Source organism: Actinomadura sp. NPDC047616, from assembly GCF_040642915.1.
Classification (GTDB): Bacteria; Actinomycetota; Actinomycetes; order Streptosporangiales; family Streptosporangiaceae; genus Spirillospora; species Spirillospora miaoliensis.
Genome location: NZ_JBEYTB010000017.1, coordinates 40091 through 65748 on the forward strand (window position 1 = coordinate 40091; position 25658 = coordinate 65748).

22 protein-coding genes are annotated in these 25658 nt (G+C 73.8%); 9 read left to right on the plus strand and 13 right to left on the minus strand.

What is annotated here, in order from left to right; all coding sequences use genetic code 11:
* Positions 1-28 precede the first annotated feature (28 nt).
* Both ABZ801_RS32640 and ABZ801_RS32645 read right to left on the minus strand, forming a co-directional pair.
* Entirely contained in the window at positions 29-1024 is a 996-nt protein-coding gene (locus ABZ801_RS32640; protein ID WP_360705258.1) for a helix-turn-helix domain-containing protein, read from the minus strand.
* A gap of 59 nt (positions 1025-1083) precedes the next feature.
* Positions 1084-2091, minus strand: coding sequence for an alpha/beta hydrolase (locus tag ABZ801_RS32645; RefSeq protein WP_344955175.1), 1008 nt, complete (start codon positions 2089-2091; stop codon positions 1084-1086).
* A 164-nt stretch (positions 2092-2255) separates the two neighbouring features.
* Between ABZ801_RS32645 and ABZ801_RS32650 the strand changes: the two genes are divergently transcribed.
* Complete coding sequence (locus ABZ801_RS32650; protein WP_360705262.1) at positions 2256-2867, plus strand: carboxymuconolactone decarboxylase family protein; 612 nt, start codon at positions 2256-2258, stop codon at positions 2865-2867.
* 31 nt (positions 2868-2898) lie between these two features.
* Here the strand turns inward: ABZ801_RS32650 and ABZ801_RS32655 are convergent, their stop codons facing one another.
* From ABZ801_RS32655 to ABZ801_RS32690, 8 genes are read right to left on the minus strand one after another with little or no spacing between them, the layout of a single operon-like run.
* Entirely contained in the window at positions 2899-4176 is a 1278-nt protein-coding gene (locus tag ABZ801_RS32655; RefSeq protein ID WP_360705265.1) for an acyltransferase, read from the minus strand.
* 30 nt (positions 4177-4206) lie between these two features.
* Positions 4207-5574, minus strand: coding sequence for a nucleotide pyrophosphatase/phosphodiesterase family protein (locus tag ABZ801_RS32660; RefSeq protein ID WP_360705268.1), 1368 nt, complete (start codon positions 5572-5574; stop codon positions 4207-4209).
* Positions 5571-6719 carry a metabolite traffic protein EboE gene (gene eboE / locus ABZ801_RS32665; RefSeq protein ID WP_360705270.1) on the minus strand — a complete coding sequence of 383 codons (1149 nt, stop codon included), beginning with the start codon at positions 6717-6719 and terminating at the stop codon, positions 5571-5573. The genes ABZ801_RS32660 and eboE overlap by 4 nt, the downstream gene beginning before the upstream one ends.
* 20 nt (positions 6720-6739) lie before the next feature.
* Positions 6740-7594: a TatD family hydrolase gene (locus ABZ801_RS32670; RefSeq protein ID WP_360705273.1), complete on the minus strand. Its 855-nt coding sequence runs from the start codon at positions 7592-7594 to the stop codon at positions 6740-6742.
* On the minus strand, positions 7591-8226 hold the full coding sequence (locus tag ABZ801_RS32675) for an EboA domain-containing protein (RefSeq protein WP_360705276.1): 636 nt from the start codon (positions 8224-8226) through the stop codon (positions 7591-7593). Before ABZ801_RS32675 ends, ABZ801_RS32670 begins: the two co-directional genes overlap by 4 nt.
* Positions 8223-9053, minus strand: a complete 831-nt coding sequence (locus ABZ801_RS32680; protein ID WP_360705279.1) for a sugar phosphate isomerase/epimerase family protein — start codon at positions 9051-9053, stop codon at positions 8223-8225. Before ABZ801_RS32680 ends, ABZ801_RS32675 begins: the two co-directional genes overlap by 4 nt.
* Complete coding sequence (locus ABZ801_RS32685; protein ID WP_360705282.1) at positions 9050-9943, minus strand: SCO3242 family prenyltransferase; 894 nt, start codon at positions 9941-9943, stop codon at positions 9050-9052. Before ABZ801_RS32685 ends, ABZ801_RS32680 begins: the two co-directional genes overlap by 4 nt.
* Entirely contained in the window at positions 9940-11088 is a 1149-nt protein-coding gene (locus tag ABZ801_RS32690) for an inositol-3-phosphate synthase (RefSeq protein ID WP_360705285.1), read from the minus strand. Before ABZ801_RS32690 ends, ABZ801_RS32685 begins: the two co-directional genes overlap by 4 nt.
* Positions 11089-11488: 400 nt before the next feature.
* Between ABZ801_RS32690 and ABZ801_RS32695 the strand changes: the two genes are divergently transcribed.
* The 8 genes from ABZ801_RS32695 to ABZ801_RS32730 all read left to right on the plus strand — a co-directional run bounded on the left by ABZ801_RS32695 (position 11489) and on the right by ABZ801_RS32730 (position 22823).
* Complete coding sequence (locus ABZ801_RS32695) at positions 11489-12676, plus strand: ROK family transcriptional regulator (protein ID WP_360705288.1); 1188 nt, start codon at positions 11489-11491, stop codon at positions 12674-12676.
* 230 nt (positions 12677-12906) lie between these two features.
* On the plus strand, positions 12907-14454 hold the full coding sequence (locus ABZ801_RS32700; RefSeq protein ID WP_344946424.1) for a sugar ABC transporter ATP-binding protein: 1548 nt from the start codon (positions 12907-12909) through the stop codon (positions 14452-14454).
* Positions 14451-15590, plus strand: coding sequence for an ABC transporter permease (locus ABZ801_RS32705; RefSeq protein ID WP_360705291.1), 1140 nt, complete (start codon positions 14451-14453; stop codon positions 15588-15590). Before ABZ801_RS32700 ends, ABZ801_RS32705 begins: the two co-directional genes overlap by 4 nt.
* Positions 15591-15676: 86 nt before the next feature.
* Positions 15677-16738, plus strand: a complete 1062-nt coding sequence (locus ABZ801_RS32710) for an ABC transporter substrate-binding protein (RefSeq protein ID WP_344946419.1) — start codon at positions 15677-15679, stop codon at positions 16736-16738.
* A 46-nt stretch (positions 16739-16784) separates the two neighbouring features.
* A complete protein-coding gene (locus tag ABZ801_RS32715) occupies positions 16785-17987 on the plus strand; it encodes a Gfo/Idh/MocA family oxidoreductase (RefSeq protein WP_360705295.1) in 1203 nt (400 codons plus the stop codon).
* Between the two features lie 194 nt (positions 17988-18181).
* Complete coding sequence (locus ABZ801_RS32720; RefSeq protein WP_360705298.1) at positions 18182-20719, plus strand: PQQ-dependent sugar dehydrogenase; 2538 nt, start codon at positions 18182-18184, stop codon at positions 20717-20719.
* A gap of 76 nt (positions 20720-20795) precedes the next feature.
* On the plus strand, positions 20796-21656 hold the full coding sequence (locus ABZ801_RS32725) for a sugar phosphate isomerase/epimerase (protein ID WP_360705301.1): 861 nt from the start codon (positions 20796-20798) through the stop codon (positions 21654-21656).
* Positions 21657-21809: 153 nt separating this feature from the next.
* Complete coding sequence (locus ABZ801_RS32730) at positions 21810-22823, plus strand: sugar phosphate isomerase/epimerase family protein (RefSeq protein WP_360705304.1); 1014 nt, start codon at positions 21810-21812, stop codon at positions 22821-22823.
* Between the two features lie 104 nt (positions 22824-22927).
* Here the strand turns inward: ABZ801_RS32730 and ABZ801_RS32735 are convergent, their stop codons facing one another.
* From ABZ801_RS32735 to ABZ801_RS32745, 3 genes are read right to left on the minus strand one after another with little or no spacing between them, the layout of a single operon-like run.
* Positions 22928-23734, minus strand: coding sequence for an ABC transporter permease (locus ABZ801_RS32735; RefSeq protein ID WP_360705307.1), 807 nt, complete (start codon positions 23732-23734; stop codon positions 22928-22930).
* Complete coding sequence (locus ABZ801_RS32740; RefSeq protein WP_360705310.1) at positions 23731-24684, minus strand: ATP-binding cassette domain-containing protein; 954 nt, start codon at positions 24682-24684, stop codon at positions 23731-23733. Before ABZ801_RS32740 ends, ABZ801_RS32735 begins: the two co-directional genes overlap by 4 nt.
* A gap of 49 nt (positions 24685-24733) precedes the next feature.
* Complete coding sequence (locus ABZ801_RS32745; RefSeq protein WP_360705312.1) at positions 24734-25576, minus strand: DUF4097 family beta strand repeat-containing protein; 843 nt, start codon at positions 25574-25576, stop codon at positions 24734-24736.
* Positions 25577-25658 lie beyond the last annotated feature (82 nt).

Genomic DNA, 25658 nt, shown 5'->3' on the forward strand with positions numbered 1-25658 from the left:
CGCCCGCCGCGCGTCACCGCTGGCGTGGTCAGGGGCCGGGGGCGCGGTGCAGGCGGCGCAGGACCAGCGCCAGTTGCAGACGCAGCTTGCCGTGAGGGCCGCGGACGCTCCAGCCCAGCAGCCGCTCGGCGTGCGCGAGCCGCTCCTGCAGCGTCGAGTGGTGCAGGGTGAGCGAGGCCGCGGCGGCGCGCAGGCTGGCGGCGGTGGCCACGGCGTCGAGCGTGGCGAGCATCCAGGGCGCCGCGGACGCGGCGCGGTGCAGCGCCTCCACGTCCGGCGACGGGGGCGTGCCGGGGCCGACCGACTCGGCGAGGACGGCCAGGCCCCCGATCTCGTCGGCGTGCACGACGCGCGGACCCGGGTCCTGGTCGGTGCCGCTCGCGGTCAGGCGCAGCGCGGTGCGCGCCGCCCGCCACGACGACGGCAGGTCGCGGAGCGCGACGGCGGGGCCCACTCCCGCGCGCCGCCCGTCGGTCACCGGGGGAGCCGAACCGGTGGCGATCCTCGGCTGCCCGTCCTCGACGGCCACCGCGCGGACCGCGCCGGCGGCCGGCAGCCCCAGCCGGTGGGCGGCCTGCAGCCGCGCGGCCTCCGGCGCGGACGCGTCGCACAGCAGCTCGACGAGCGCCGGGTCGTGCACGGGCGCGCGGCCGCGGGTGCGGTCCAGCACGTCGCGCGCGGCCGTCGCGGCCCGTTCCAGCACGATCGCCTCGACCGTTCCGGCCGGTCCGGGACGCTCCAGCCACAGCGCCGCGTCGCCGTCCGGTTCGACGGCGACGCGGGGCCAGGCGGGGTCCGGCGGCGTCCCGGTGTCGTCGCGGTGCCCCGTCTCGGTGACCCGCACGCGCACCCGCCGCCGCGGATCGACGAGCCGCGCCGGGCATCCGGCCAGCACCGCGGCGCCCCGGACGATCGCCTCCAGGCCCGCGCGGGCCTGCGTCAGCCGGTCGAAGTAGGCGATCACCCGCACCGCCGCGCCCGCGTCCGGATCCAGCGCCGCGAGCCTGCACGCCAGCTCCCTCACGCCGCCATCATGACACCGGGCGGGACGCCCTCACACCCCGTGCGGGCGCGCCGTCGCGTTCAGCCGTTCAGGACGCGGCGCAGCCAGCGCAGCCGGGCGTCGCGCGCCTCCCGCGAGACCGGGGCCTGCGGTGCGAAGCCGTCGAAGGCGTGGTAGCCGCCCGGCCACACGTGCAGCTCGGCCCGTCCGCCCGCCTGCCACAGCCGCACCGCGTAGGCCACGTCCTCGTCGCGGAACGACTCGGCCGAGCCGACGTCGATGAACGCGGGCGGCAGCCCCGAGAGATCCACGGCCCGCGCCGGGGCGGCGTACGGGGACACGTCCGGGCCGCCGCGGGCGTCGCCGAGCAGCGCCGTCCAGCCCACGTGGTTGGCGGTGCGGTCCCAGATGTCCAGCCCCTCCATCTGCAGCACCGACGGGCTGTCGTTGCGGTCGTCCAGCATCGGGCACAGCAGCATCTGCGCCAGCAGCGGCGGGCCGCCGCGGTCGCGCGCCATCAGCGCCACCCCCGCCGACAGGCCGCCGCCCGCGCTGGCCCCGGCGACGATGATCCGCTCGGGATCGACGCCCAGCTCGGCGGCGTGCTCGTGCGTCCACACCAGTCCCGCGTAGCAGTCCTCCACGGGCGCGGGGTGCGGATGCTCGGGCGCCAGCCGGTACTCCACCGAGACCACCGCCGTGCCCAGCTCCCTGGCCCACGGCAGGAGCATGTCCGGCAGGCCCGTCCGGTTGTCGCCCAGGATCATGCCGCCGCCGTGGATGTGGTAGATCGCCGGATACGGCGCCTCCACTCCCACCGGACGGCAGATCAGCAGGGAGACGTCCGGGGCGCCGGGCGGCCCGGGCACGGCGCGCTCCTCCACCTCGAACGCGCCGTCCAGCCGCAGGTCGTCGTCGGTGACCGGGGGGACCGTGCCGACGCGCCCCTGCCGCACCTCGGGGATGGACTCGAGCGTCGACAGGCGGGGCAGTTGCTCGCGCACCATGTCGAGCGCCGCGCTCAGTTCCGGGTCGAACGGCGGGGGCGGGCCCACCTGCGCCGGCGCGGGCTCCTGTGTAGCGGTCATCTGAGCCTCCTCGTCTCGGGGGGGTGCCCCCATGGTCCGCCTCCGGACCGCGGACTTCGACCGCCAGCAGGCGGGCTCTTCCCGCCATCCGGCGGGTGCAGCCTAAGCTGCCACCAGGTCCTGCGGAAGACCGCAGGTCAGCATGCGAGAGCGAGGTTTCGCGAATGCCCGGCGAGGAGACGCCGTCCCGGTTGCGCAGGCTGCGGCCCGACGAGCTGGACGCCGACCAGCGCGCCCTCTACGACGAGATCGTGTCCGGCCCGCGCGGCAAGGGGCCGAGGCTGTTCGCGCTGACGGACGACGCGGGCGGCCTGGAGGGCCCGTTCAACGCGATGCTGCTGCGTCCCGCGCTGGGACACGCCCTGCAGGCACTCGGCGCGGCCATCCGCTACCGGGGGGCGTTGCCGGACCGCTGCCGGGAGATCGCGATCCTCGCCGTCGCCGCCGTCTGGGACAGCGCCTTCGAGCGCCACGCCCACGAGGCGGTGGGGCGCGCCGCCGGGCTCACCGATGACGAGCTGCGCGCCCTGCGCGACGGCGACCACGACGCGTTCACCGACGAACGCGAACGGCTCGTCGCCGACACCGCCCGCGCGCTCGCCGGCCGCGGCGACCTGACCGACGAGGAGTTCACCCGGGCCCGCGACGTCCTCGGCGACGACGGCGTGTTCGAGCTGACCACACTCGTCGGCTACTACGCCACGCTCGCCCTCCAGTTGCGCGTCTTCCGCGTCGCCGCACCCCACGAGCCCGCCCCGCGGGAGTCCGCCGGGTAGGCGGGAGCCCGCCGGGTGGCCCGCTTCCGGCTCACCGCGGCCGGGCCGGAACCGCGACGACGCCCGAGCCGCCCGCCGCGCGGGCTCGCACGGCGCGCCCGCCGCTCAGGCGCCGCCCCGCCCGCTGGGCGGGCGCCTCGATCCAGCGATGCGACGCCCAGCTCACCGCCACCAGCACCACGACGAAGACGACCAGGCCCGGCGTGTCCTGGCGGCCGCCCCTGCCCAGGAACTGGGCCGACACCATCAGCAGGATCGGATGCAGCAGGTACACCGAGAAGCTGGCGGTGCCCAGCCCGGTCGCCCAACGCGGGAACCGGCGCCGCCGCAGCAGCCACGCCGCGCCGAACGTGGCGGCCGCCAGCACCAGCGAACTGCCCCAGACCCACTGGGCCTGCCATGCCTGGGCGCCCGTCGTGCCCAGGCGGGGGTTCCACGCCACGGCGGCCAGCGACGCCGCGAGGACGGCGCCCAGCGCCAGCGCGGTAGCCCGGCGCGGCACCTGGCCGTGCTCGGCCCGGTAGACGGCGGTGCCGGTGAACATGACCGCCAGCATCACCGCCCCCTCCCACGGCTCGACGCGCCCGTTGGCCGCGACCAGCGTGACGGCCAGCAGCCCGCCCAGCAGGCCGCCCGCCGTGCGCAGGCCGCGATGCTCCGACATCGCCGCCGCCACCGCGACCACCAGCACGGTCGCGGCCACGACGACCACGGGGCCGGTGCCCGCCGTGCGCGACAGCAACGCCGTCGGCAGCAGCGCGCCCGCCGGCAGCGCGAGCAACGCCAGGCCCACGGCGACCGGCGCGGACCGGCGCTGCCCGCCCACCACCCACAAGGCGACGATCAGCAGGTAGAAGGCCATCTCGTACGACAGCGTCCACAGCACGTTGATCGCGTTGGGCACGGCCAGCAGGTCCTGCAGCATCGTCGCGTGCGCCAGGATCGCCGTCCCCGGGTCGAACTCTTCCAGCCCCGCCCGCAGCCCCCGCACGTTCAGCAGGAACGGCAGCACCCCCAGCAGGCACGCCACGGCCAGCAGCGGGTACAGGCGGAAGGCCCGGCCGGTCCAGAACGCGCGCACGCTGCCGTGCCGCTCCAGCGAGGCGGGCACGATGTACCCGCTGACGAGGAAGAACACCAGCACGCCGTAGTGGCCGGGGTCCCACCGGCCTGCCAGCGACGCCTGCAGGTCCGGCACGAAGACGTAACTGGCGTGGTGCAGCGCCACCAGCATCGCCGCCCATCCCCGCAGCGCGTCCAGCCAGCCCAGCCGGGCACCAGGGGAGGAGACGGGCGAAGGAGGGGACACTCCGACAGACTAGTAGGAACGCCGCATCGTTCAGGTGCTCAGGTCGATCAGGAGCTGCTTGACCTCGGTGGCGTGATACCGCTCCCGGGCCGCCGACGGATCGGAGCAGATCAGCACGGGGCCGTCCGCGGGATCGGCGGGCAGCCGCCCGTGGCTGCCGCGCACCAGGTTCCCGTTCAGCGGGACGACGTTCATCAGGTAGCGCATGCCGAGCTTCTTGCGGGCCAGGGCGAGCCCGGCGCGCAGCTGCACCGTGCGGTCGTCGGGGTCCATGAACAGTTCGGCGGGGTCGTAGCCGGGCTTGCGGTGGATCTCGACGAGCTTGGCGAAGTCGGGGGCGCGGGCGTCGTCCAGCCAGTAGTAGTAGGCGAACCACGCGTCGGGCTCGGCGATCGCGACCAGTTCCCCGGAGCGTTCGTGGTCCAGCCCCGCCTCGGCCTTGCCCGCCTCGTCGAGCACCCGTTCCACACCGTCCAGGTCGTCGAGCAGCGCCCGGACGCGGGGCGTGTCGGACGGGTCGCGGACGTACACGTGCGCGATCTGGTGGTCGGCCACGGCGAACGCGCGGGACGTCCACGGGTCCAGGTACTCCATGCCGTCCTGGGTGTGGACGTTCAGCAGCCCGGCCCGGCGCAGCGCACGGTTGATCTCCACCGGACGCGACACGGACGTGATGCCGTACTCCGACAACGCCACCGTCGTCGCGCCCCGAGCGCGCGCGGCGGCCAGCAACGGGCCCAGCAGTTCGTCCAGGGCGGCCGCGGCCCGTGCGGCGCGCGGGTCGTCCGGCCCGTACCGTTGCAGGTCGTAGTCCAGGTGCGGCAGGTAGACCAGGGTCAGGTCGGGACGTTCCTCCTCCAGCAGCATCCGGGCGGCCCGGCAGATCCATTGCGACGACGGCAGCCCGGCACGCGGCCCCCAGTAGGTGAACAACGGGAAGTCGCCCAGGCGCGAGGTGAGACGGTCGTGCAGCGACGGCGGGTGGGTGTAGCAGTCGGGTTCCTTGCGTCCGTCGGCGTAGTAGATGGGACGGGGCGTGACGGTCCAGTCGACGTCGGCGCCCATGGCGTACCACCAGCACACGTTGGCGACGGTGTAGCCGGGGTGGCGTTCGCGTAGGGCGTGCCACACCTTCTCCCCGCCGACGAGCGCGTTGTGCTGCCGCCACAGGAACACCTCGCCCAGGTCGCGGAAGTACCAGCCGTTGGCGACCACCCCGTGTCCGCTGGGCATCTCCCCGGTGAGGAAGGTCGACTGCACCGAGCACGTCACGGCGGGCAGCACGGTGCCCAGCTCGGCCTGGAAGCCGTCGGCGGCGAGCTTGGACAGGTTGGGCATGTGCGGCAGCAGCCGCGGGGTCAGCCCCACGACGTCGAGCACCACGAGCGGCGTGGTCATGCGTCCTCCTCGATGAGGCCGAGCCGGACCAGTTCGGCGCGCGTCCAGTCGAGCTCGGCGGCGATGCCGTCGGCCAGGTCGGGACGGCCGCCCGGCAGCACCGTCCAGGTGTAGGTCTCCACCTCGACGTGGTCGGTGCGCGCCGCCGGTCCGCCCAGCAGGACGTCCAGGGCGGCGCGCAGGTCGGCGCGGGTACCGGCGAGCGGGGCGGGCGGATCGGCGTGCAGTGGAAGGTGGAAGTGGACGCGCCATGGCCCGTCGGCCGGGAGGCCGCCGGCGAGAGCGTCGGGGAGGTCGTCGACGCGGCGGACGCCCTCGGCCGTGTGCGCGCGTGTCTGGTGCAGGTAGCGCGGTTCGGCGAACTTTTCGAGTTCCCGTCGCGCGGCCGACGGATCGGAGGCGTGCAGCGCGGCCGACGCCTGTGTCTTCACCACCGGCAGCCCCGCCGCGTCCAGACGGGCCAGCGCCTCGCCCGGTTCCTCGAACTCGACCGCCAGGTGGCAGGTGTCCAGGCAGACGCCCACCCGCGAGGTGTCGACGCCGGTGAGGAGGCGGGCGGCGTCGGCCGTGGTCTCCACCACGCATCCCGGTTCCGGCTCCAGGCCGACCCGTATGGTCCGGCCGGTACGCCTCTCCAGGTCGGCGAGCCCGGCGGACAGCGCGTCGAGGTGGCGGCGCGCCCGGTCGTGCCGTTCGCCGTCCCACCACGGGGCCCAGCCCAGCGGGAGCGTCGAGACGCTGCCGCGGGCGACGTCGCCGGGGAGCAACGCGGCGAGTACCGTGGCGAGGTCGAGCGTGTAGGCGAGCCGGTCGGGGTCGCCCCAGTCGGGCAGGTACACATCGGTCTTGACGACGTCCTTGCCGAAGCCCGCGTAGGGGAACCCGTTGAGCGTCACCACCTCCAGGCCGCCTGCGGCCAAGGCGGCGCGCAGCTTGTCCAGCGCACCGGGATCGGCGACGAGCGTCGCGGCCACGGGGCGGGGCAGCCACAGCCCCACCGACAACCGTGGCACGCCCAGGCGACGCCGTACCGGTATGGCGTACCGGTGCAGCCTGTCGAGGACGCCGGGGAAGTCGTCGGCCGGATGGACGTTGGCGCAGTAGGCGAGATGGACCAGGGTGCCGTCGCGATGGCGCAACCGCATGATGTGCGTCCTCCGCGGGTTCAGGCGGGCGTGCCGCGCAGCACCGAGTTTCCCTCGAACAGCGTCCCGGCTTCGGCGGGCTCGTCCAGCACCAGCCGTCCGCTCTGCCCGTAGAACTCCACGGGGTTGCGCCACAGCACGCGGTCCACGTCGTCGTCGGTGAACCCGGCGGCGAGCATCGCCTCACCCGTGCGCCGCGTCTTGAGCGGGTCGCTGCGGCCCCAGTCGGCCGCGGAGTTCACCAGCATCCGCTCGGTGCCGTACTCGCGCAGGATCGCCACCATGCGGTCCTCGTCCATCTTGGTGTCGGGGTAGATGGAGAACCCCATCCAGCACCCGGCGTCGGCCACCGGCCCCACGGTGACCTCGTTGAGATGGTCGATGACGACGCGTTCCGGGGGCAGCCCCGACTCGCGCACCACGTCCAGCGACCGGCGCGTGCCCTCCGCCTTGTCGCGGTGCGGGGTGTGCACCAGCACGGGCAGGTCGTGCTCGACGGCGAGGGCGAGCTGCCGGGCGAACACCTCGTCCTCCTCCGGGGTCATCGAGTCGTAGCCGACCTCGCCCACCGCGACCACCCCGTCCTTCTCCAGGTAGCGGGGGAGCAGGTCCAGGACGGGACGGCAGCGCGGATCGTTGGCCTCCTTGGGGTTCAGCGCCATCGTGCAGTGGTGCCGTATGCCGAACTGCGCGGCGCGGAACGGCTCCCAGCCCACCAGCCCGTCGAAGTAGTCGACGAACGTGCCGACCGAGGTGCGCGGCTGGCCGAGCCAGAACGCGGGCTCCACCAGCGCGCGCACACCGGCCTCGTACATCCGCTCGTAGTCGTCGGTGGTGCGCGAGGTCATGTGGATGTGCGGGTCGAAGATTCTCACCGGACCTCCAGGAAACGGGCCACGTCAGCGGGGACGTCGCGGCCTGCGGCGGTGCGCTCGCGCGCGTAGTCGGTCATCATCCGGGTCAGCTCGGCGTCGGCGCGGTCGTCCAGACCGGCCACCACGGACAGCGGCACGCCGATGAACACGCACTTCAGCACGGCCTGCCGCCATGCCGGGGCGGGCAGCCGCTCGGCCGCGTACGGGCCGAGGGCGGCGGCCACCAGGCGGGTGTCGTTGGTGCGCAGCGCGTCGTGCAGCAGCGGCAGCGCGGCCTCGCCCACCTCCGCGCCGAGCGCGTCCAGCGACCGCAGCACGGCCCGCCGCTCGTGCGCGTCGCCGTGCCGGTACAGGTCGTCGAGCCGCGCCGCGAGCGCGTCGCCGGTGCAGGGCAGCTCCAGCAGCATCACCACGCGCGCCGCGTCGTCGACTGACGGGGGTTCGGGTGTCGTCCCCCGACTGGGCAGGGGCCCGCGGCCGCAGCGGCGGCCGGCGGCGGGCAGCAGCACGGCGGCGGCGCCGGCGTCGGCGCCGATGCGCTCCCGGGCGCCGGCCAGCCAGGCGGACGCCTCGGCGTCCAGCACCGGTGCCAGGGCCGCCGTCAGCTCGTCGCGCAGGGCCTCCCGCGTCATGAGACCTCCCTGAGGAACTCCAGCGAGCGGCGGGCGGCCCCGGGGGCGTCGTGGCCGTGGCGGGGGAGCTCCACCGAGACCAGCCCCGTGTAGCCCGTCTCGTCCAGCGCCTTCATCACCGGCGGGAAGTCGATCTCCCCGGCGCCGAACTCCAGGTGCTCGTGCACGCCCCGCCGCATGTCCTCGATCTGCACGCCCGCCAGCCGCGGACCGGCCCGGCGGACGCAGTCGGGCACCGGCTCGGGCTCCAGGCACCGGCAGTGCCCGATGTCGAGCATGATCCCGAAGCGCGGCGGGGCGCCGAGCCGGGCGGCGAGCCGCTCGTATCCGCCGATGGTGTCGACGAACATGCCGGGCTCCGGCTCGAACGCCAGCGTCACGTCCCGCTCGTCGGCCAGGCGCAGCACCTGCTCGCAACCCCGCGTCAGCCGGTCCCACAGCACGTCCGGCGGGTCGGATCCGAGGGCCGTGCCGCTCCAGAACGACATCGCCTGCGCGCCGAGGTCGGCGGCGACGCGCACGGCCCGCAGCAGCAGGTCGACGCGGCGGTCCGCGCCGTCCTCCGACAGCAGCGTCGGCTGGTGCTTGCGCCACGGGTCCAGCAGGTACCGCGCGCCCGTCTCGACCACCACCGACAGGCCCAGCTCGTCCAGGCGGGCGGCGACGCGGTCGACCGCGCGCGGCAGGTCGGGAGCGAACGGGTCCAGGTGCCGCACGTCGAGGGTGAGCGCGACGCCGTCGTAACCCAAACCCGCCAGCACCGCCAGCGCGTCGTCGAGCCGATGGTCGGAGAATCCGTTGGTGCCGTAGCCGAAGCGCAGCGTCATGTCGGCGAGACCTTTCGTGCCAGGCGCCGGGCCAGGGGGTGGGCGGGGACGAGCGCCAGCCCCGCCAGCGGATGCCCGCGCGCGGCGGTCAGCGCGGCCTGCAACGGGATCAGCCCGAGGACGCCCGCGCCGACCGCCCGCCGGATGCGCTCGGCGCTCGGCTCCCGCACCGCCGCCGCCTGCGCGCCGCCGACCGTGGCGGTGTACGCGCCGAGCAGCCCCGTCGCCACCGCCCGCCCGGCGACGCGCGACCGGTGCGTCCCGCCGCCGGGGCGGCCGGCGATCTCGGCCAGCACGAGCGGGACGACCGGGGCGCCGGTCACGGCGGCCAGCCCGACGCGGCGGGACGTCGCCCCGCTCACCTCGCCGCGGCTGAGCAGCGTGACGGCGAAGGTGTGCGCGCCGACGGTGCACGCGGCGGGCAGCGCGGCCCGCCATCGCCCCCGGCCCGCGGCCGTGGCGCCGAGCATGACGTCCAGCCCGCGGCACAGCGCCATCGCGGCCGGAGCCGCGGGCGTCGGCTTGAGCAGCAGGTCGTACGCCCACACGGCGGCGGCGAGCGGGATGGCGGCCCGCAGCGACCGGCGGCCGCCCGCCGCGGCGGCCAGTGCGACGCCCGCGCCGGTCAGCCCGGCCGCGACCGCAAGGGCCGTGCCGGGACGCACCCGCCCGGACGGGATGGGCCGCTCGGGGCGCTCCACCGCGTCCAGCCGCCGGTCGGCGTAGTCGTTCAGCGCCATCCCGGCCCAGTACAGGCACACCGACGCCGCCGCCAGCCCCGCCGGCCCGCGCACGCCGCGCAGGCCCCCGGCGGCGGCCGCGCCGGACAGCACGTCGCCGGGCACCGACAGCGCGGCCGGCGCCCGCACCAGCTCCACCAGCGCCCTCATCGGCAGCCCCGGGCGGCGAAGGCGCACAGCGCGTCGTACTGCGCGGCCAGGTCGTGCGTCGTCGCGCCGATCGGGTCCTTGAAGAAGTAGGCCAGCTCCGGCAGCGGCCCGGCGCGTCCGGCCGCGTGCGCCGTGGCCACCAGGCGGGCCAGGTCCAGCACCAGGGGCGCGGCGAGCGCCGAGTCGTACCCCTGCCAGGTGAACTGCAGCGTCATCCGGGCGCCCAGGAAGCCCTGGAAGGTCACGTGGTCCCAGGCGGTCTTCTGCTCGCCCAGGTCGGCGACGTAGTCGATGTGCAGCGGCCCGTCGACCGGGTAGCCGAGCGTCTCGGCCACCAGGCGCCGCTTGGAGTCCAGCTTGCTGGCGGCCGCCTGCGGGTCGGCCAGGTTGGCGCCGTCGCCGCCGCCCAGCAGGTTGGTGCCCGCCCAGGAGCCGACCCGCAGGTTCCGGCCGGCGAACATCGGCGCCAGCGCCGCCTTCACCAGCGTCTCGCCCGTCTTGCCGTCGTTGCCCGCGTACGGGACGGCGCGTTCGCGGGCCAGCTCCGCCAGCGCGGGCAGCCGCGCGCCCACCGACGGGGTGAAGTCGACGTGGCCGCAGCCCGCCTCGAACGCCGCGTAGGCGTAGCAGGCGCTGGCGGGCAGCACCATCGTGCCGCCGTCGATCGCGCGCCGCAGGGCGGCCAGGGTGGCGTGCTCGGGACGCGGCGCGGTCGGCGGCTCGGTCGCCGTCACGTTCACCACCACGACGCGGTCCAGGGCGTGCCGGTCGCGGAAGGCGCGGATGTCGTCGGTCAGGCGGCGCAGCGTCCCGGCCGGGTCGCGGGTGCGGCCGTCGGCGCCGCCGGTGACGATGTCGGCCTCCACCGCGGCCAGCTCGTCGCGCAGCCGTGCGGGCAGGCCCGGCGGGACCACGCCCGCGTGGGCGAGCTGTTCGGCGCGTTTCAGCAGGGGGACGTCGACCAGGTCGTGGCCGCCGAACACCAGGTCGCTCACCGCGGGCAGCCCGGCGTCGGGGAAGCCGGGGACCTCGCAGACGAATCCGGTGCGCTCGGCGAGCCCGGCACGGACGGCCAGCGCACCGAGGACGGCCGTCGTCGCCACCGATCCGCGGGCGCCCGCCAGCCACACGCCGGTACCGCTCATGTTCAAACCGCTCCTCGCTCGGTGCCGCGTTCCAACCGGAACGCGGGGGTGGGTTCACGATGTCGGGGACGCAGTCGGGAGTTGGTTCGCTCGTCGGGTTCGGCTCGTCGGGGTTCGTTCGCCGGAGGACGCGAGTCGGCGTGCGATCTCGCGTGGGGGTCGCGTCCTTCACGATCGGTCAGGAAACCGACTTTGTCCAGAGAGTGAGAGAAGTTAGTCACAGAGTCGGCCAAATACTTTTCTGGTTCCACGAAAGTGGTTAGTCTCCGGAACGAAACAGGTCCACCCGAGCGCGTGACGTGGGCGCCGGCCGCCGACCCGCCACGGCTTCGGCCTTTCACGGACGGAAGGTTCTAGCATTAAGAGCGAAAGCACGGGGGTCACGCGGGGGATCGAGGCGATGCGGACGATGGCGCGGCCCGAGAACGGGCACCAGGCCCGCCTGCTCGGCCTGCTTCGCGACGAGGGCCCGCGTTCGCGCGCCGAGCTCGGCGACGTGGTGCGGCTGTCGCGCTCCAAGCTCGCGGTCGAGCTCGACCGGCTGATCGAGCTGGGCATGGTCGAGTCCGCCGGGCTGGCCGCGTCCCGGGGCGGCCGCCGCTCGGGCATCGTCCGGCTGTCGTCGCGGCTGCGCTTCGCCGGCATCGACATCGGCGCCACGTCCATCGACGTGGCCGTGACCAACGGCGAGATGGAGGTCCTCGGCCACCTGGCCGAGCCGTGCGACATCCGCCAGGGGCCCGAGGTCGTGCTCGACCGCGGCCTGGACCTGCTCGGCAAGCTGCGCGAGCAGGGCCTGTTCGAGGAGATCCACGGCGCCGGGGTGGGCGTGCCCGGCCCGGTCAGCTTCCGCGAGGGCGTCCCCGTCGCCCCGCCGATCATGCCCGGCTGGGACCGCTTCCCGGTGCGCGAGGTCATCAGCCGCGAGCTGGGCTGCCCCGCGCTGGTCGACAACGACGTCAACATCATGGCGCTCGGCGAGCTGCACGCGGGCCTGGCCCGGTCGGTCGAGGACTTCCTGCTGGTGAAGATCGGCACGGGCATCGGCTGCGGCATCGTGGTCGACTCCGGCATCTACCGCGGGGTGTCCGGCTGCGCGGGCGACATCGGGCACATCCGCGTCGACGACGCCGGGCCGGTGTGCGCCTGCGGCAACATCGGCTGCCTGGAGGCCTACTTCGGCGGCGCCGCGCTGGCCCGCGACGCGCTGGTCGCCGCCCGCTCGGCCCGTTCGCCGTTCCTGGCCGAGCGGCTCGCCCAGGCGGGCGAGGTCACCGCCGCCGACGTGGCCGCCGCCGCCCAGGCCGGCGACCCGGTGGCGGTGGAGATGATCCGCGAGGGCGGCCGCCGCGTCGGCCAGGTGCTGGCCAGCCTGGTCAGCTTCTTCAACCCGGGGCTGGTCATCATCGCGGGCGGCGTGGCCGGGCTCGGCCACACCCTGCTGGCCGAGATCCGCAGCGTCGTCTACCGCCGTTCCGCCCCCCTGGCCACCGGCAACCTGCCCATCGTGCTGTCGGAGCTGGAGGCCGCCGCCGGCGTCATCGGCGCCGCCCGGATGATCAGCGACCAGGTCTTCTCCACCGCCTGACCGGCCCGGACGTCCTTTTCGCCGCGCACGGCCCCGCCCTGCGGCCGTCGCGCGGCCGCTGCGTGCCGTGGCGATCCCCTCGCGTTACGTCACCGGGTGACGCCATCCCGAAGTTTGTCCTGTGAGCGTCGAAAGCTGAACACGCTCTGAGGAAAGGTCTTCTCAAAGTCATCGAAAGTCGGTACCTTCGCGCCAGGCCCTCAGCCAGCCCCCCGGAAGGAGCGGCGCGGATGGAGACCACCGCGAACGGCGGCCCCCTGCTCGTCATGAGCGGCATCGTCAAGCAGTTCCCCGGCGTCCGGGCGCTCGACGGCGTCGACCTGACGGTCCGCGCGGGAGAGGTGCACTGCCTGCTCGGGCAGAACGGCGCGGGCAAGTCCACGCTGATCAAGGTGCTGGCCGGGGCGCACCAGCCCGACGCCGGCGAGGTCCGCTTCGACGGCCGCCCGGTCCGGCTGGCCAACCCGACCGACGCGATGCGGCTCGGCATCGCCACCATCTACCAGGAACTCGACCTGGTGGACGGGCTGTCGGTGGCCGACAACATCTTCCTCGGGCACGAGGCGGCCAAGCTCGGCTTCACCCGGCGCGGCCAGATGAACAAAGCCGCCCGGCGGCTGCTGGAACGGCTCGGCCACGGCGAGATCTCGCCCACCGCCGAGGTCGGGCGGCTGCCCGCCGCCGGACGGCAGGTGGTCAGCATGGCCCGGGCGCTGTCCCACGACGCCCGGCTGATCATCATGGACGAGCCGTCGGCCGCCCTCGCCCACGACGAGGTGGTCAACCTGTTCCGCATCATCCGCGAGCTGACCGCCGCCGGGGTCGCCGTCGTCTACATCTCCCACCGGCTGGAGGAGATCCGCGAGATCGGCGACCGGGTCACCGTGCTGAAGGACGGCCGCACCGTCGCCGTCGGCCTGCCCGCCGACCGCACCCCGACCTCGCAGATCGTCACGCTGATGACCGGCCGCACCGTCGAGTACGTCTTCCCCCCGCGCCCGGGCCCGCGCGAGGACGCGCCGGAGGTGCTGCGCGTCGAGGGCCTCACCCTCCCCGGGCACTTCCACGACGTGTCGTTCGCCGTGCGCGCGGGGGAGATCGTCGGACTGGCCGGGCTGGTCGGGTCGGGCCGCTCGGAGATCCTGGAGGCCGTCTACGGCGCGCGCCGCCCCACCGCGGGCCGGGTGCTGCTGGACGGCCGTCCCGTGAAGGGGGCCAGCACCACCAACGCCGTGCGGCTCGGCATGGGCCTGGCCCCCGAGGAGCGCAAGGCGCAGGCGCTGCTGCTGGAGGAGTCGGTGGCGCGCAACGTCAGCCTCGCCGGGCTGCGCCGCTTCTCCTCCCTCGGCTGGCTGGACCGGCGGCGAGAGCTCGCCGAGGTCGGCGAGCAGCTCAGGGCCCTCGACGTGCGGCCGCACGACCCCGCCCGCAAGGTGCGCACGCTGTCGGGCGGCAACCAGCAGAAGGTCGTCCTGGCCCGCTGGCTGCTGGACGGGCGGCGCCTGCTGCTTCTGGACGAACCCACCCGCGGCGTGGACGTCGGCGCCCGCGCCGAGCTGTACGGGCTGATCCGGCGGCTGGCCGACGAGGGCATCGCCGTCCTGCTGGTTTCCAGCGAGGTGCCGGAGGTGCTCGGCCTGGCCGACCGGGTGCTGGTGCTGCGCGAGGGCCGGGTCATCCACCAGGCCCCCGGCGCCGAGCTGGACGAGGAGGCCGTACTCAACATGATCATGGAAGGGAGCGCCATGGGCGCGGTGGGCACGGTGGGGACGCCATGAGCGAGGCCAAGGGGCACGGCGGCGCCCGTCCGGCGGACACGACCCCGGCCGACACGACCGCTGCCGACACGGCCGCGGCGGACGCCACCGCCGTCGACCGGCCGCCGGCCGACGAGCAGGCCCGGGTCGAGGCCGCCGCGGCGAAGACCGGAGGGCGGCGCGCGAAGGGACCCGTGCCGCTGCCGGGCGGCCTGGCCCGGGTGGGGGAGAGCAGGCACATCGGCCTGGTCGCCGCGCTGGTGCTGCTGGCGCTGATCGGCCTGGTCACCAAGCCCGACAACTTCGCCACCTCCGACAACCTGGTCAGCATCCTGTCGCTGGCCGCCACCATCGGCGTCATCACCGTCGGCATGACCTTCGTGATCATCGGCGGGGGCATCGACCTGTCGGTGGGCGCGGTGATGGCGCTGGCCTCGGTGTGGGCGACCACCCTGGCCACCCAGTCCTACGGGCCCGGCGTGATGGCGCTGTGCGCGATCCTGGTCGGCACCGGCGCCGGCCTGGTCAACGGGCTGCTGATCTCCTACGGCCGGATGGTGCCGTTCATCGCCACCCTGGCCATGCTGGTCGCCGCGCGCGGCCTGGCCCAGCGGATGTCGGACCGCAGGACCCAGCTGGTGCGGCCCGAGAACGACGCCATCGAGGCGCTGTCCACCACCCGCGTGCTCGGCCTGCCGCTGGTGGTGTTCATCTTCGCCGCGGTGGCCGCCGCCGGATGGGTGCTGCTCAACCGCACCACCTTCGGCCGGCGCACCTTCGCCGTCGGCGGCAACCCCGAGGCGGCCCGCCTGGCGGGCATCGACGTCAAGCGGCACACCCTGCTGCTGTACGCGCTGTCCGGGCTGTGCTGCGGCATCGCCGCGATCATCATCATGGCCCGCACCACCACCGGCTCCAGCACCCACGGCGACCTGTACGAGCTGGACGCCATCGCCGCGGTCATCATCGGCGGGACCCTGCTGACCGGCGGTCGCGGCACCCTGGTCGGGTCGATCCTCGGCCTGTTCGTCTTCACCGTGATCACGAACTTGTTCATCCTCAACGGGCTGGACACCAGCGACCAGCTCATCGCCAAGGGCGCGATCATCGTCGCCGCCGTGCTGCTGCAGCGCCGCGGCCTCGAGGCGCGCACCTAGCGCACCCCCGGCGAGCGCACCAGGCCGGCGCACCCCGCGCACGCCCCCCCATCCCATCCCACCTCCCCGCATTCCAGGAGCGACCAATGGCAGACAGCAGCCGCCTCAACCGCAGGGGATTCCTCGTCGGCGGAGCGGTGGTCGGCGCGGGCGCGCTCGCCGCCGCGTGCACCAGCAACGAACCCGAGGCCGACGAGGGCGCCGCGGGCCAGCAGAACGTCGCCGCCGGGGGCGACAACGACAAGCCGGGCAAGCGCGTCACCATCGGGTTCTCCGCGCCGCAGGCCGACCACGGCTGGATCGCCGCCATCGCCAAGAACGCCGAGGCGCAGGCCAAGCGCTACTCCGACGTCGACTTCCAGGCCGTCGAGCCCACCAACGACATCAACCAGCAGATCTCGGCGGTCGAGTCGCTGATCTCCCGCAAGGTCAACGCGCTGGTGCTGCTGCCCAACGACGGCGAGCAGCTCAACCAGGTCGCCCGCAAGGCCATGGACGCGGGCATCCCCGTCATCAACCTGGACCGGGTCTTCCCCGACAAGCTGTCGTACCGCACCTGGATCGGCGGCGACAACTACGGCATGGGCGTGGCCGCCGGCCACTACATCGGCAACAAGCTGAAGTCCAAGAACGCCTCCAACCCGGTGATCGTGGAGATCCAGGGCATCGCCACCCTGCCCCTCACCCAGGAGCGCAGCAAGGGTTTCGCCGACGCGCTGAAGACCTACGGTTTCACGGTGACCGCCAAGCAGGACGCCAAGTTCACCGTGGAGACCGGCAACCAGGTCGCCAGCAACCTGCTGCAGGCGCACAAGAAGATCGACGCGCTGTGGAACCACGACGACGACCAGGGCGTGGGCGTGCTCGCCGCCATCAAGCAGGCGGGCCGCAACGAGTTCTTCATGGTCGGCGGCGCCGGTTCGGCCAACGCCATGCGGGAGATCAAGAACGGCGGGGTGCTGGAGGCCACCGTCACCTACAGCCCCACCATGGCGTCCTCGGCGATCCGGATCGCGCGGCTGATCGCGCAGGGCAAGGGCATGTCCGACCTGGTGGAACGGCAGGTCCCGCAGTCCATCACGCTGGCCTCCGAGACGATCACCAGGCAGAACGTCGACCAGTACCTGCCGCTCGGATTCGAGTCCTGACCGGCGGGCAGGCCCCGCCCGCAGCGCCTTGACAGGGGGAAGACAGATGACTGAAGACCGCAAGCCCGCCCTCGGGATCGGCCTGGTGGGCCACGCCTTCATGGGGCGCGCCCACTCGCAGGCCTGGCGCAGCGTCGCGGCGTTCTTCGACCCGCCGTACACGCCGGTGATGGCGGCGCTGGCCGGCCGGTCCCGGGAGCGGGCCGCCGCGGCGGCGGCCACGCTGGGCTGGGCGGCGGTGGAGACCGACTGGAAGGACCTGCTGCGCCGCGACGACGTCCAGCTCGTCGACATCTGCACCCCCGGCGACTCCCACGCCGAGATCGCGGTGGCGGCGCTGGAGGCGGGCAAGCACGTGCTGTGCGAGAAGCCGCTGGCCAACAGCGTCGCCGAGGCCGAGTCCATGGTGGCGGCGGCGCGGGCCGCCCGGGCCCGCGGCGTGCGCGCCATGGTCGGGTTCAACTACCGGCGGGTGCCCGCCGTCGCGCTCGCGCGGCGGCTGGTGGCCGACGGCCGCCTCGGCCGCATCCACCACGTGCGCGCCCAGTACCTGCAGGACTGGATCGTCGACCCGGAGTTCCCGCTGGTGTGGCGGCTGGACGAGCAGAAGGCCGGGTCCGGCGCGCTCGGCGACATCGGCGCGCACATCATCGATACCGCGCAGTTCATCACCGGCGACCGGCTCGTCGGCGTCAGCGCGCTCACCGAGACGTTCGTCAAGGAGCGGCCGCTGGCTGCCGACGCCGCGGGCCTGGGCGCCACGGCGGACGGCGCGGGGCGCGGCCCGGTGACCGTCGACGACGCGGCGCTGTTCATCGGCCGCACCGCCGGGGGAGCGCTGGCCTCCTTCGAGGCGACCCGCTTCGCCACCGGACGCAAGAACGCGCTGCGGATCGAGGTCAACGGCTCGGCCGGCAGCCTGGCGTTCGACTTCGAGGCGATGAACGAGCTGTGGTTCCACGACCAGACCGCCGAGCCGGCCACCGCCGGGTTCCGCCGGATCCTGGTCACCGAGCCCGAGCACCCCTACGCGGGAGCCTGGTGGCCCGCCGGTCACGGCCTGGGCTACGAGCACACCTTCACCCACCAGGTCGCCGACCTGCTCACCGCCATCGCCGACGGCACCGACCCCGCGCCGTCGTTCGAGGACGGTCTGCAGGTGCAGCGGGTGCTGGAGGCCGTCGCGCACAGCGCCGCGTCCGGCAGCGGCTGGACCCCCATCGAGCAGCCCCAGCCCGTCACGGCCTGACCCGGCGGCGCCACACGGAAACCGCCCCAGAGACCCCGCTCATCCTGCGAACTCACGCGGACGGGGCCCGGATGCCCCCGGGTCCCGCCCGCGTCCGGAACCGGCCCGCCGGTCTCCGGGATCACTGAGAGGAGGACGCCGACCCCGAACCCGCCCCTGCGGATCCGTTGCTCCCCCCGGCGAGGAGGAAAGGCATGGAGACCCCCACCCCTCCAGGCCGTACGTACCCCCATTCCCCCCGTACCCATCGTGACCGCACCCGGCGCGGGCGCCGCATCGTCACCGCGATCGCGACCGCCGTCGTCACCGCCGTGGCGCTGGCCGTCCCCGTCGTGCGGGCCACCCCGGCCGCGGCGGCGCCCGACGACCACTTCTACCCGTACACGCTGGCGAAGGGCCCGGACGAGGTCGGCGAGCCGATCTCCTTCGAGCCCCTGCCGGACGGCTCGGTGCTGCACACCTCGCGTGACGGCGTGCTGCGCCTCACCGACGCCAACGGCCGCACCTCCGTCGCGGGCCAGCTCAACGTCTACACCCACGACGAGGACGGCCTGCAGGGCGTCGCGGTCGACCCCGGCTTCACCGAGAACCGGTGGGTCTACCTCTTCTACGCGCCCCGGCTGAACACCCCGCTGGGCGACGCCCCCGAGACGGGCACGCCCGCCGACTTCGAGCCGTTCAAGGGCTACAACCAGTTGTCGCGCTTCAAGCTGAGCGAGTCCGGCGAGCTCGACCCGGCCAGCGAGCAGAAGATCCTGCAGGTGCCCACCGAACGCGGCATGTGCTGCCACGTCGGCGGCGACATCGAGTTCGACGCCCAGGGCAACCTGCTGCTGGCCACCGGCGACGACAGCAACCCGTTCCAGTCCGACGGCTACACGCCGATCGACGAGCGGCCGAACCGCAACCCCGTGTTCGACGCGCAGCGCACCTCGGCCAACTCCAACGACCTGCGCGGCAAACTGCTGCGCATCAAGGTCAACGAGGACGGCACGTACGCGATCCCGGAGGGCAACATGTTCCCGCCGGGCACCGACAGGACCCGTCCCGAGATCTACGCGATGGGCTTCCGCAACCCGTTCAAGATCTCCGTCGACACGGGCAGCGGCGCCGTCTACCTGGGCGAGTACGGTCCCGACAAGGGCGACGACAACGATCCCGCCCGCGGGCCGAAGGGGCAGGTCGAGTACGACCGGGTCACCGGTCCCGGCTTCTACGGCTGGCCCTACTGCACCGGCGCCAACACCCCCGACGACACCTACGCCGACTACGACTTCGCCACCGGCGCCGTCGGACCCAAGTTCGACTGCCAGAACGGCCCGAAGAACGAGTCCCCGCACAACACCGGCATCACGCAGCTGCCCAAGCCCGTCCCCGCGTGGATCCGCTACAGCGGCTGCGACAACGCCGAGATGAACCCGCCGAGCGGGTGCTCGCAGTCGGAGTCCCCGATGGCGGGCCCGGTCTACCACTACGACCCGGAGTCGACCTCCCAGGTCAAGTTCCCGCAGGAGTACGACGGGCTGGTGTTCCTGGGCGAGTTCGAGCGGCGCTGGATCAGGACCGTCCAGGTCGGCGAGGACGGCTCGAAGGGGACGGTGTCGCCGTTCCCCTGGCCGCTGGGCTACAAGGTGATGGATCTGGAGTTCGGCCCCGACGGCGCCCTGTACGTCCTGACCTACGGGGAGTCCTACTTCGGCACCGACGACCACGCGGGCCTGTTCCGCATCGAGCACATCGGCACGACCGGGCGCCGTCCCGAGGTCAGCGTCAGCGCCGACCGCACCTCCGGCGGCAAGCCGCTGACGGTGCGGTTCTCCTCCGCCGGCACGCACGACCCCGAGGGCACCGCGCTGACCTACAAGTGGGACTTCGGCGACGGCACGACGTCCACCCGGCCCAACCCCACGCACCGGTACACCAAGCGCGGGCAGTTCTCGCCCACGCTGACGGTGACCGACCAGAGCGGCAAGTCCGCGACCGACAGCCTGCTGGTCACGGTCGGCAACACCGCGCCCACGGTGACCATCGAGCTGCCCCGGGACGGCCAGCTGGCCAACTTCGGTGACGCCGTCCCGTACCGGATCCGCGTGAAGGACCCCGACGAGCGCGTCGACTGCAGCAGGGTCAAGCTGACGTACCTGCTGGGGCACTCCACGCACTCGCACGCGCTGGCCGAGGCGACCGGCTGCTCCGGCACGCTCCAGACGCCGGCCGACGGCGACCACGGCCCCTCCGAGAACACCTACGGGGTGTGGGCGGCCGAGTACACCGACGGCGGCGGCCGCAAGGGCGTGGTGCCCCTGCGCGGCACCGACGTCAACTTCACCCAGCCCAAGACGCGCCAGGCCGAGCACTACAAGGAGCAGTCGGGCGTGTCGCGGGTCAGCCGTCCCGCCGCGCACGGCAGCGCCACGGCCGGCAACGTGCAGAACGGCGACTGGATCATGTTCGAGCCGTACTGGCTCGGCAACGCCGCCTCGTTCACCGCGCGGGTCTCCGCCGGCGGCGCGGGCGGCACGATCGAGCTGCGGGCCGGGGCGCCCGACGGCACGCTGCTCGGCTCGGCGCCGGTGACGGGCGGAGGGACCTGGGACGGCTCCACCTTCACCACCGTGACCGGCACGATCTCCGGCGCGCCCGCCCAGGCCGGAAAGATCTACTTCGTCTTCAAGGGCGGCTCCGGGAACCTGTTCGAGATCGACGAATTCACCTTCACCACCTCGTCCTGACCTCCCCCTCGACCCTCCGTCCCGCCGCGGCGCGCACGCGGCGGGACGGGTCCCACCCTCCGAAAGGGGACCCACGGTGCACGAGATCAACCGCCGTACCCTGCTGGGCGGCACCGCCGCCACCGCGCTCGGGCTCGGCCTCGCCGCGCTCCCCGGCACCGCGCACGCCGCCGGCGGCGGCCGCCCCACCGGCCGGGTGCCGCGCGGTGCCATCAGCGTCCAGCTGTACACCCTGCGCGACCTGCTCTCCCAGGACGTCGAGGGCACGCTGCGCGGCCTGGCCGCCATCGGCTACCGCAAGGTGGAGCTGGCGGGCACCTACGGCCGCACCGCGGCGCAGTTCCGGCAGATCCTCGACCGCCACGGCCTGCACGGCACCTCCGGGCACATCTCACTGGCGGCGGACATGGCCCCGGTGTTCGAGGACTGCGTCACCCTCGGGCAGCGCTTCGCGGTCGTGCCGTGGGCGTCGTTCAGCACCGCCGACGAGTGGAAGAAGCTGGCCGACGACCTGAACAAGGCGGGACGGCTGGCGTGCCGGTACGGGTTGCGGTTCGGCTACCACAACCACGCGCACGAGTTCCAGAGGCTGCCCACCGGCGAGGTGCCGTACGACATCATCACCTCCCGCACCGACCCCAGGTACGTCCACCTGGAGCTGGACCTGTACTGGGCGGTCGCGGGCGGCCGCGACCCGGTGGAGCTGATCCGCGCCCACCGGCACCGCGTCCTGCAGTACCACGTCAAGGACCGGGCGGCCGACGGCTCGTTCGCCGACCTGGGCACCGGCACGATCGACTTCCCGCGGATCTTCTCCCACTCCAGGGAGGCGGGGGTCATCGAGTACATCGTCGAGCACGACCAGCCGACCGCGCCGCTGAACACGGCCAAGGTCGGCTACGACTACCTGCGCGCCGTCCGGTTCCCGAAGCGGTGACCCCGCGCACGCGACCCCGGCGCGTGTGATCCTGAATCCGGCGGACGTGGCCCCGCGCACGTGACCCCGCGCATGTGACCCGTTGCACGCGGGCCGTGGCCGGGCGGTGGACGCACCGCCCGGCCACGGCCGCGACCCGAATCGAGGAGCGACATGGCACGACCGATCACCCTGTTCACCGGCCAGTGGGCGGACCTGCCGTTCGAGGAGGTCTGCCGGCTGGCCTCCCAGTGGGGTTACGACGGCCTGGAGATCGCCTGCTGGGGCGACCACTTCGAGGTCGACAAGGCCCTGGCCGACGACTCCTACGTCCCGCGCAAGCTGGAGACGCTCGCCAAGCACGACCTGAAGGTCTGGACGATCTCCAACCACCTGGTCGGGCAGGCGGTGTGCGACCACCCGATCGACGAGCGGCACCAGGCCATCCTGCCCGCGCGGATCTGGGGCGACGGCGAGCCGGAGGGGGTGCGGCGGCGCGCCGCCGAGGAGATCAAGGACACCGCCCGCGCGGCGGCCAAGCTGGGCGTGAACACCGTGGTCGGGTTCACCGGCTCGTCGATCTGGCACACCGTGGCGATGTTCCCGCCGGTGCCGCCCGCGATGATCGAGCGCGGGTACGCGGACTTCGCCGAGCGGTGGAACCCGATCCTGGACGTGTTCGACGAGGTCGGGGTGCGGTTCGCGCTGGAGGTCCACCCCAGCGAGATCGCCTACGACCACTGGTCGACGGTGCGGACGCTGGAGGCGATCGGGCACCGGCCCGCGTTCGGCCTCAACTGGGACCCCTCGCACATGGTCTGGCAGGACATCGACCCGGTGAACTTCCTGCTCGAGTTCAGCGACCGCATCTACCACGTGGACTGCAAGGACACCAAGGTGCGGCGGGCCGACGGGCGCCGCGGCCGGCTCGGCTCCCACCTGCCGTGGGCCGACCCGCGGCGCGGCTGGGACTTCATCTCCACCGGCCGCGGGGACGTGCCGTGGGAGGACTGTTTCCGCGCCCTCAACACCATCGGCTACGACGGGCCCGTGTCCATCGAGTGGGAGGACGCGGGGATGGACCGGCTGATGGGCGCGCCCGAGGCCCTGGAGATCGTCCGGCGGCTGGCCGAGATCGAGCCGCCCGCCGCCGCGTTCGACGCCGCCTTCGGAGGCTCGGACGACTAGCGGGACCACGCGGAGGACCGCCGGAACGACGGAGCGGCCGCGCTCCATGCGCCGAGGCGCATGATGTCGCGCGGCCGCGTCGCCCGCCCGGCTCGTGGCGCGGGTCAGCGGACGGGGGCGCGCTCGTAGAGCCGCCGCGCCCACAGGAAGCACGCCACCGTCCCGCCCGCGCACCAGGCCACGGCCAGCGCGCCGTTGTGACCGATCTCGGTGCCGAGCAGCAGCCCCCGCAGGGTCTCGATGACAGGGGTGAACGGCTGGTAGTCGGCGAACCAGCGCAGCCAGTCCGGCATCGAGTCGGTGGGCACGAAACCGCTGCCCAGGAACGGCAGGAGTGTCAGCGGCATGGGCGCGTTGCTGGCGCTCTCGACGCTCTTGGACTGGGCGCCCAGCGCCACCGACAGCCAGGTCAGCGCCAGGCTGATCAGCAGGAGCATGCCGAGGGCGGCCAGCCATTCGAGCGGGGTCGCGTCGGGACGGAACCCGATCGCCACGGCCACCCCGAGCAGCACCGCCACGGCCAGCACCATCTGCACCATGCTGCCCAGCACGTGCCCGGTCAGCACCGACGACCGGGAGATCGCCATGGTGCGGAACCGCGCGACGATCCCCGCTGTCATGTCCATGGCCACCGCGACCGCCGTCCCGGTGGCGCACAGGCCCACGGTCATCAGCAGGATCCCGGGGGTGACGTAGGCGAGGTACTCGTCGCGACCGGCACCGCCGCCCGCGCCGGCGGCGCCGCCGAGCCCGGCGCCCAAGGTTCCGCCGAACACGTAGACGAACAGCAGCAGGAAGATGACGGGCATGCCGATGAGCTGCACGGTCAGGGACGGGTAGCGCAGCATGTGACGCAGCTGGCGGCGCAGCATGGTCGCCGAGTCGGTCACGGCGAGCGACAGCGCGGTCATCGGGAGACCTCCGTGGTGTGGTGGCCGGTGAGGGCGAGGAACACCTCGTCCAGGTCGGGCGTGTGGACGGTCAGCTCGTCCACGTCGATCGACTCCTGGTCGAGCAGGCTGAGCAGCACCCGCAGCGACCGCACGCCGCCGTCGCTGGGCACCCGCAGGGTGAGCGGCTCGTCGCCGCGGTCCGCCGTGCCGATCAGGCGCGCGGCCGACTCCAGCGCGGCCGGGTCGGCGAACCGCAGCCGCACGTGGGCGCCGGGCACGCGGCGCTTGAGCTCGTCGGCGGTGCCCTCGGCGACGATGCGGCCGCCGTCCAGCACGGCGATCCGGTCGGCCAGCTCGTCGGCCTCCTCCAGGTACTGGGTGGTCAGGAAGATGGTGACGCCGCCCGCGACCAGCTCGCGGATGATCTGCCACATGGCGCGGCGGCTGCGCGGGTCCAGCCCGGTGGTGGGCTCGTCCAGGAAGATGACGCGGGGGGCGCCGACCAGGGTCATCGCCAGGTCCAGGCGGCGCCTCATGCCGCCCGAGTAGGTGCCCGCCGTCTTCTTCGCCGCGTCCACCAGGTCGAACCGGTCGAGCAGTGCGGCGACGCGGCGCCGTCCCTCGGCCCGGCCCAGGTGGTGCAGGTCGGCCATGAGGACGAGGTTCTCCTCGCCGGTGAGCAGGTCGTCGACGGCGGAGAACTGGCCGGTGACGCCGATGGCGGCGCGCACCGCGTCGGGGGAGCGGGCCACGTCGTGTCCGGCGACCCGCAGCTCGCCCGCGTCGGCGGGGATCAGCGTGGACAGGATCTTGACGATGGTGGTCTTGCCGGCGCCGTTGGGGCCGAGCAGCGAGAAGATCGTGCCCTCGGCCACGGTCAGGTCGACGCCGTCGAGCACGACCTTGTCGCCGTAGGACTTGCGCAGCCCGGACACGCCGATCGCGGGCCGGTTCGGGGGGCCTTCCATGATGTTCCTCTTTCTCGGGGGGTTTCTCTCGGGGGAGGGGGAGACGGGGTCAGGAGCGGCGGATGACGATGTCGCCGAAGCCGGTACGGGCGCGCACCTCGACGGTCTCCTCGGCGGGACCGGGACCCTCGGCCGCTTCCAGGTCGCTGCGCACGCTGCCGTTCTGGGACGCGACGTCCAGCCAGGCGGCGGTGCCCTCGCGGACTCCGATCTCCACCTCGCCGAACCGGGTCTCCAGCACGACCGAGCCGCGCACCACCTCGCCGACGCGGACGGCGCCGAAGGCGGTCTTGGCCGACAGGGCGGCCAGCGCCCTCCCGACGGTGATGTCGCCGTGGGCGGTCTTGAGCCGGGCCTCGCCGGTGACCTCGCCGACGCCGATGTCGCCGCTGGAGGTCTTCAGCACGGCCGTGCCGTCGACCTCGCCGACGCGGATCTTGCCGGTGGAGCTGGTGACCTCTGCGGGTCCGTCGGCCCGGCCGAGCGTCACCTCGCCCGCGGCGGTGCGGGCCCGCAGCCGTCCGGTGCGGTCGATGCGCAGGGCGCCCGCGGCGCTGGCGAAGGTGCAGTCGCCCAGGGGCCCCTCGGTGCGGATCTCCGACCACGAGTCGGCGTCGACGGCCGAGCCGGCGGGCAGCTCCACCGTCACGTCGATGGACGGGCCGCGGCCGACGAGCGAGCGCAGCCGGTTCTTGTACCCGGTGACGGTCAGGCGGCCGTCGGCGTACTCGACGGTGGTCTGCCGGGCGGCGTTGGCGTCGGCCTCGCTGGACTCGTCGGTGGGACGCACCTCCACGACGGTGTCGGTGCGGTCGCCCGCGCGGATGTACAGGTGGCCGGAGGCCATCTCGATGGTCGCGGCGATCGGTTCCGGGGTGTCGAATCCGGGCATGGCGAAGCCTTCCTCATGGCGCGAGCAGGTGTCCCGTCACAGCGGACGGGCGTTGGACCCAGTGGGTGAAGAGCGGTGATGC

Coding starts and splice junctions, on each gene's coding strand:
- ABZ801_RS32645 (WP_344955175.1), bottom strand. CDS start 2,091: ATGACCGCTACACAGGAGCCCGCGCCGGCGCAGGTGGGCCCGCCCCCG.
- ABZ801_RS32650 (WP_360705262.1), top strand. CDS start 2,256: ATGCCCGGCGAGGAGACGCCGTCCCGGTTGCGCAGGCTGCGGCCCGAC.
- ABZ801_RS32660 (WP_360705268.1), bottom strand. CDS start 5,574: ATGACCACGCCGCTCGTGGTGCTCGACGTCGTGGGGCTGACCCCGCGG.
- eboE (WP_360705270.1), bottom strand. CDS start 6,719: ATGCGGTTGCGCCATCGCGACGGCACCCTGGTCCATCTCGCCTACTGC.
- ABZ801_RS32675 (WP_360705276.1), bottom strand. CDS start 8,226: ATGACGCGGGAGGCCCTGCGCGACGAGCTGACGGCGGCCCTGGCACCG.
- ABZ801_RS32680 (WP_360705279.1), bottom strand. CDS start 9,053: ATGACGCTGCGCTTCGGCTACGGCACCAACGGATTCTCCGACCATCGG.
- ABZ801_RS32685 (WP_360705282.1), bottom strand. CDS start 9,943: ATGAGGGCGCTGGTGGAGCTGGTGCGGGCGCCGGCCGCGCTGTCGGTG.
- ABZ801_RS32690 (WP_360705285.1), bottom strand. CDS start 11,088: ATGAGCGGTACCGGCGTGTGGCTGGCGGGCGCCCGCGGATCGGTGGCG.
- ABZ801_RS32695 (WP_360705288.1), top strand. CDS start 11,489: ATGCGGACGATGGCGCGGCCCGAGAACGGGCACCAGGCCCGCCTGCTC.
- ABZ801_RS32700 (WP_344946424.1), top strand. CDS start 12,907: ATGGAGACCACCGCGAACGGCGGCCCCCTGCTCGTCATGAGCGGCATC.
- ABZ801_RS32705 (WP_360705291.1), top strand. CDS start 14,451: ATGAGCGAGGCCAAGGGGCACGGCGGCGCCCGTCCGGCGGACACGACC.
- ABZ801_RS32710 (WP_344946419.1), top strand. CDS start 15,677: ATGGCAGACAGCAGCCGCCTCAACCGCAGGGGATTCCTCGTCGGCGGA.
- ABZ801_RS32715 (WP_360705295.1), top strand. CDS start 16,785: ATGACTGAAGACCGCAAGCCCGCCCTCGGGATCGGCCTGGTGGGCCAC.
- ABZ801_RS32720 (WP_360705298.1), top strand. CDS start 18,182: ATGGAGACCCCCACCCCTCCAGGCCGTACGTACCCCCATTCCCCCCGT.
- ABZ801_RS32730 (WP_360705304.1), top strand. CDS start 21,810: ATGGCACGACCGATCACCCTGTTCACCGGCCAGTGGGCGGACCTGCCG.
- ABZ801_RS32735 (WP_360705307.1), bottom strand. CDS start 23,734: ATGACCGCGCTGTCGCTCGCCGTGACCGACTCGGCGACCATGCTGCGC.
- ABZ801_RS32740 (WP_360705310.1), bottom strand. CDS start 24,684: ATGGAAGGCCCCCCGAACCGGCCCGCGATCGGCGTGTCCGGGCTGCGC.
- ABZ801_RS32745 (WP_360705312.1), bottom strand. CDS start 25,576: ATGCCCGGATTCGACACCCCGGAACCGATCGCCGCGACCATCGAGATG.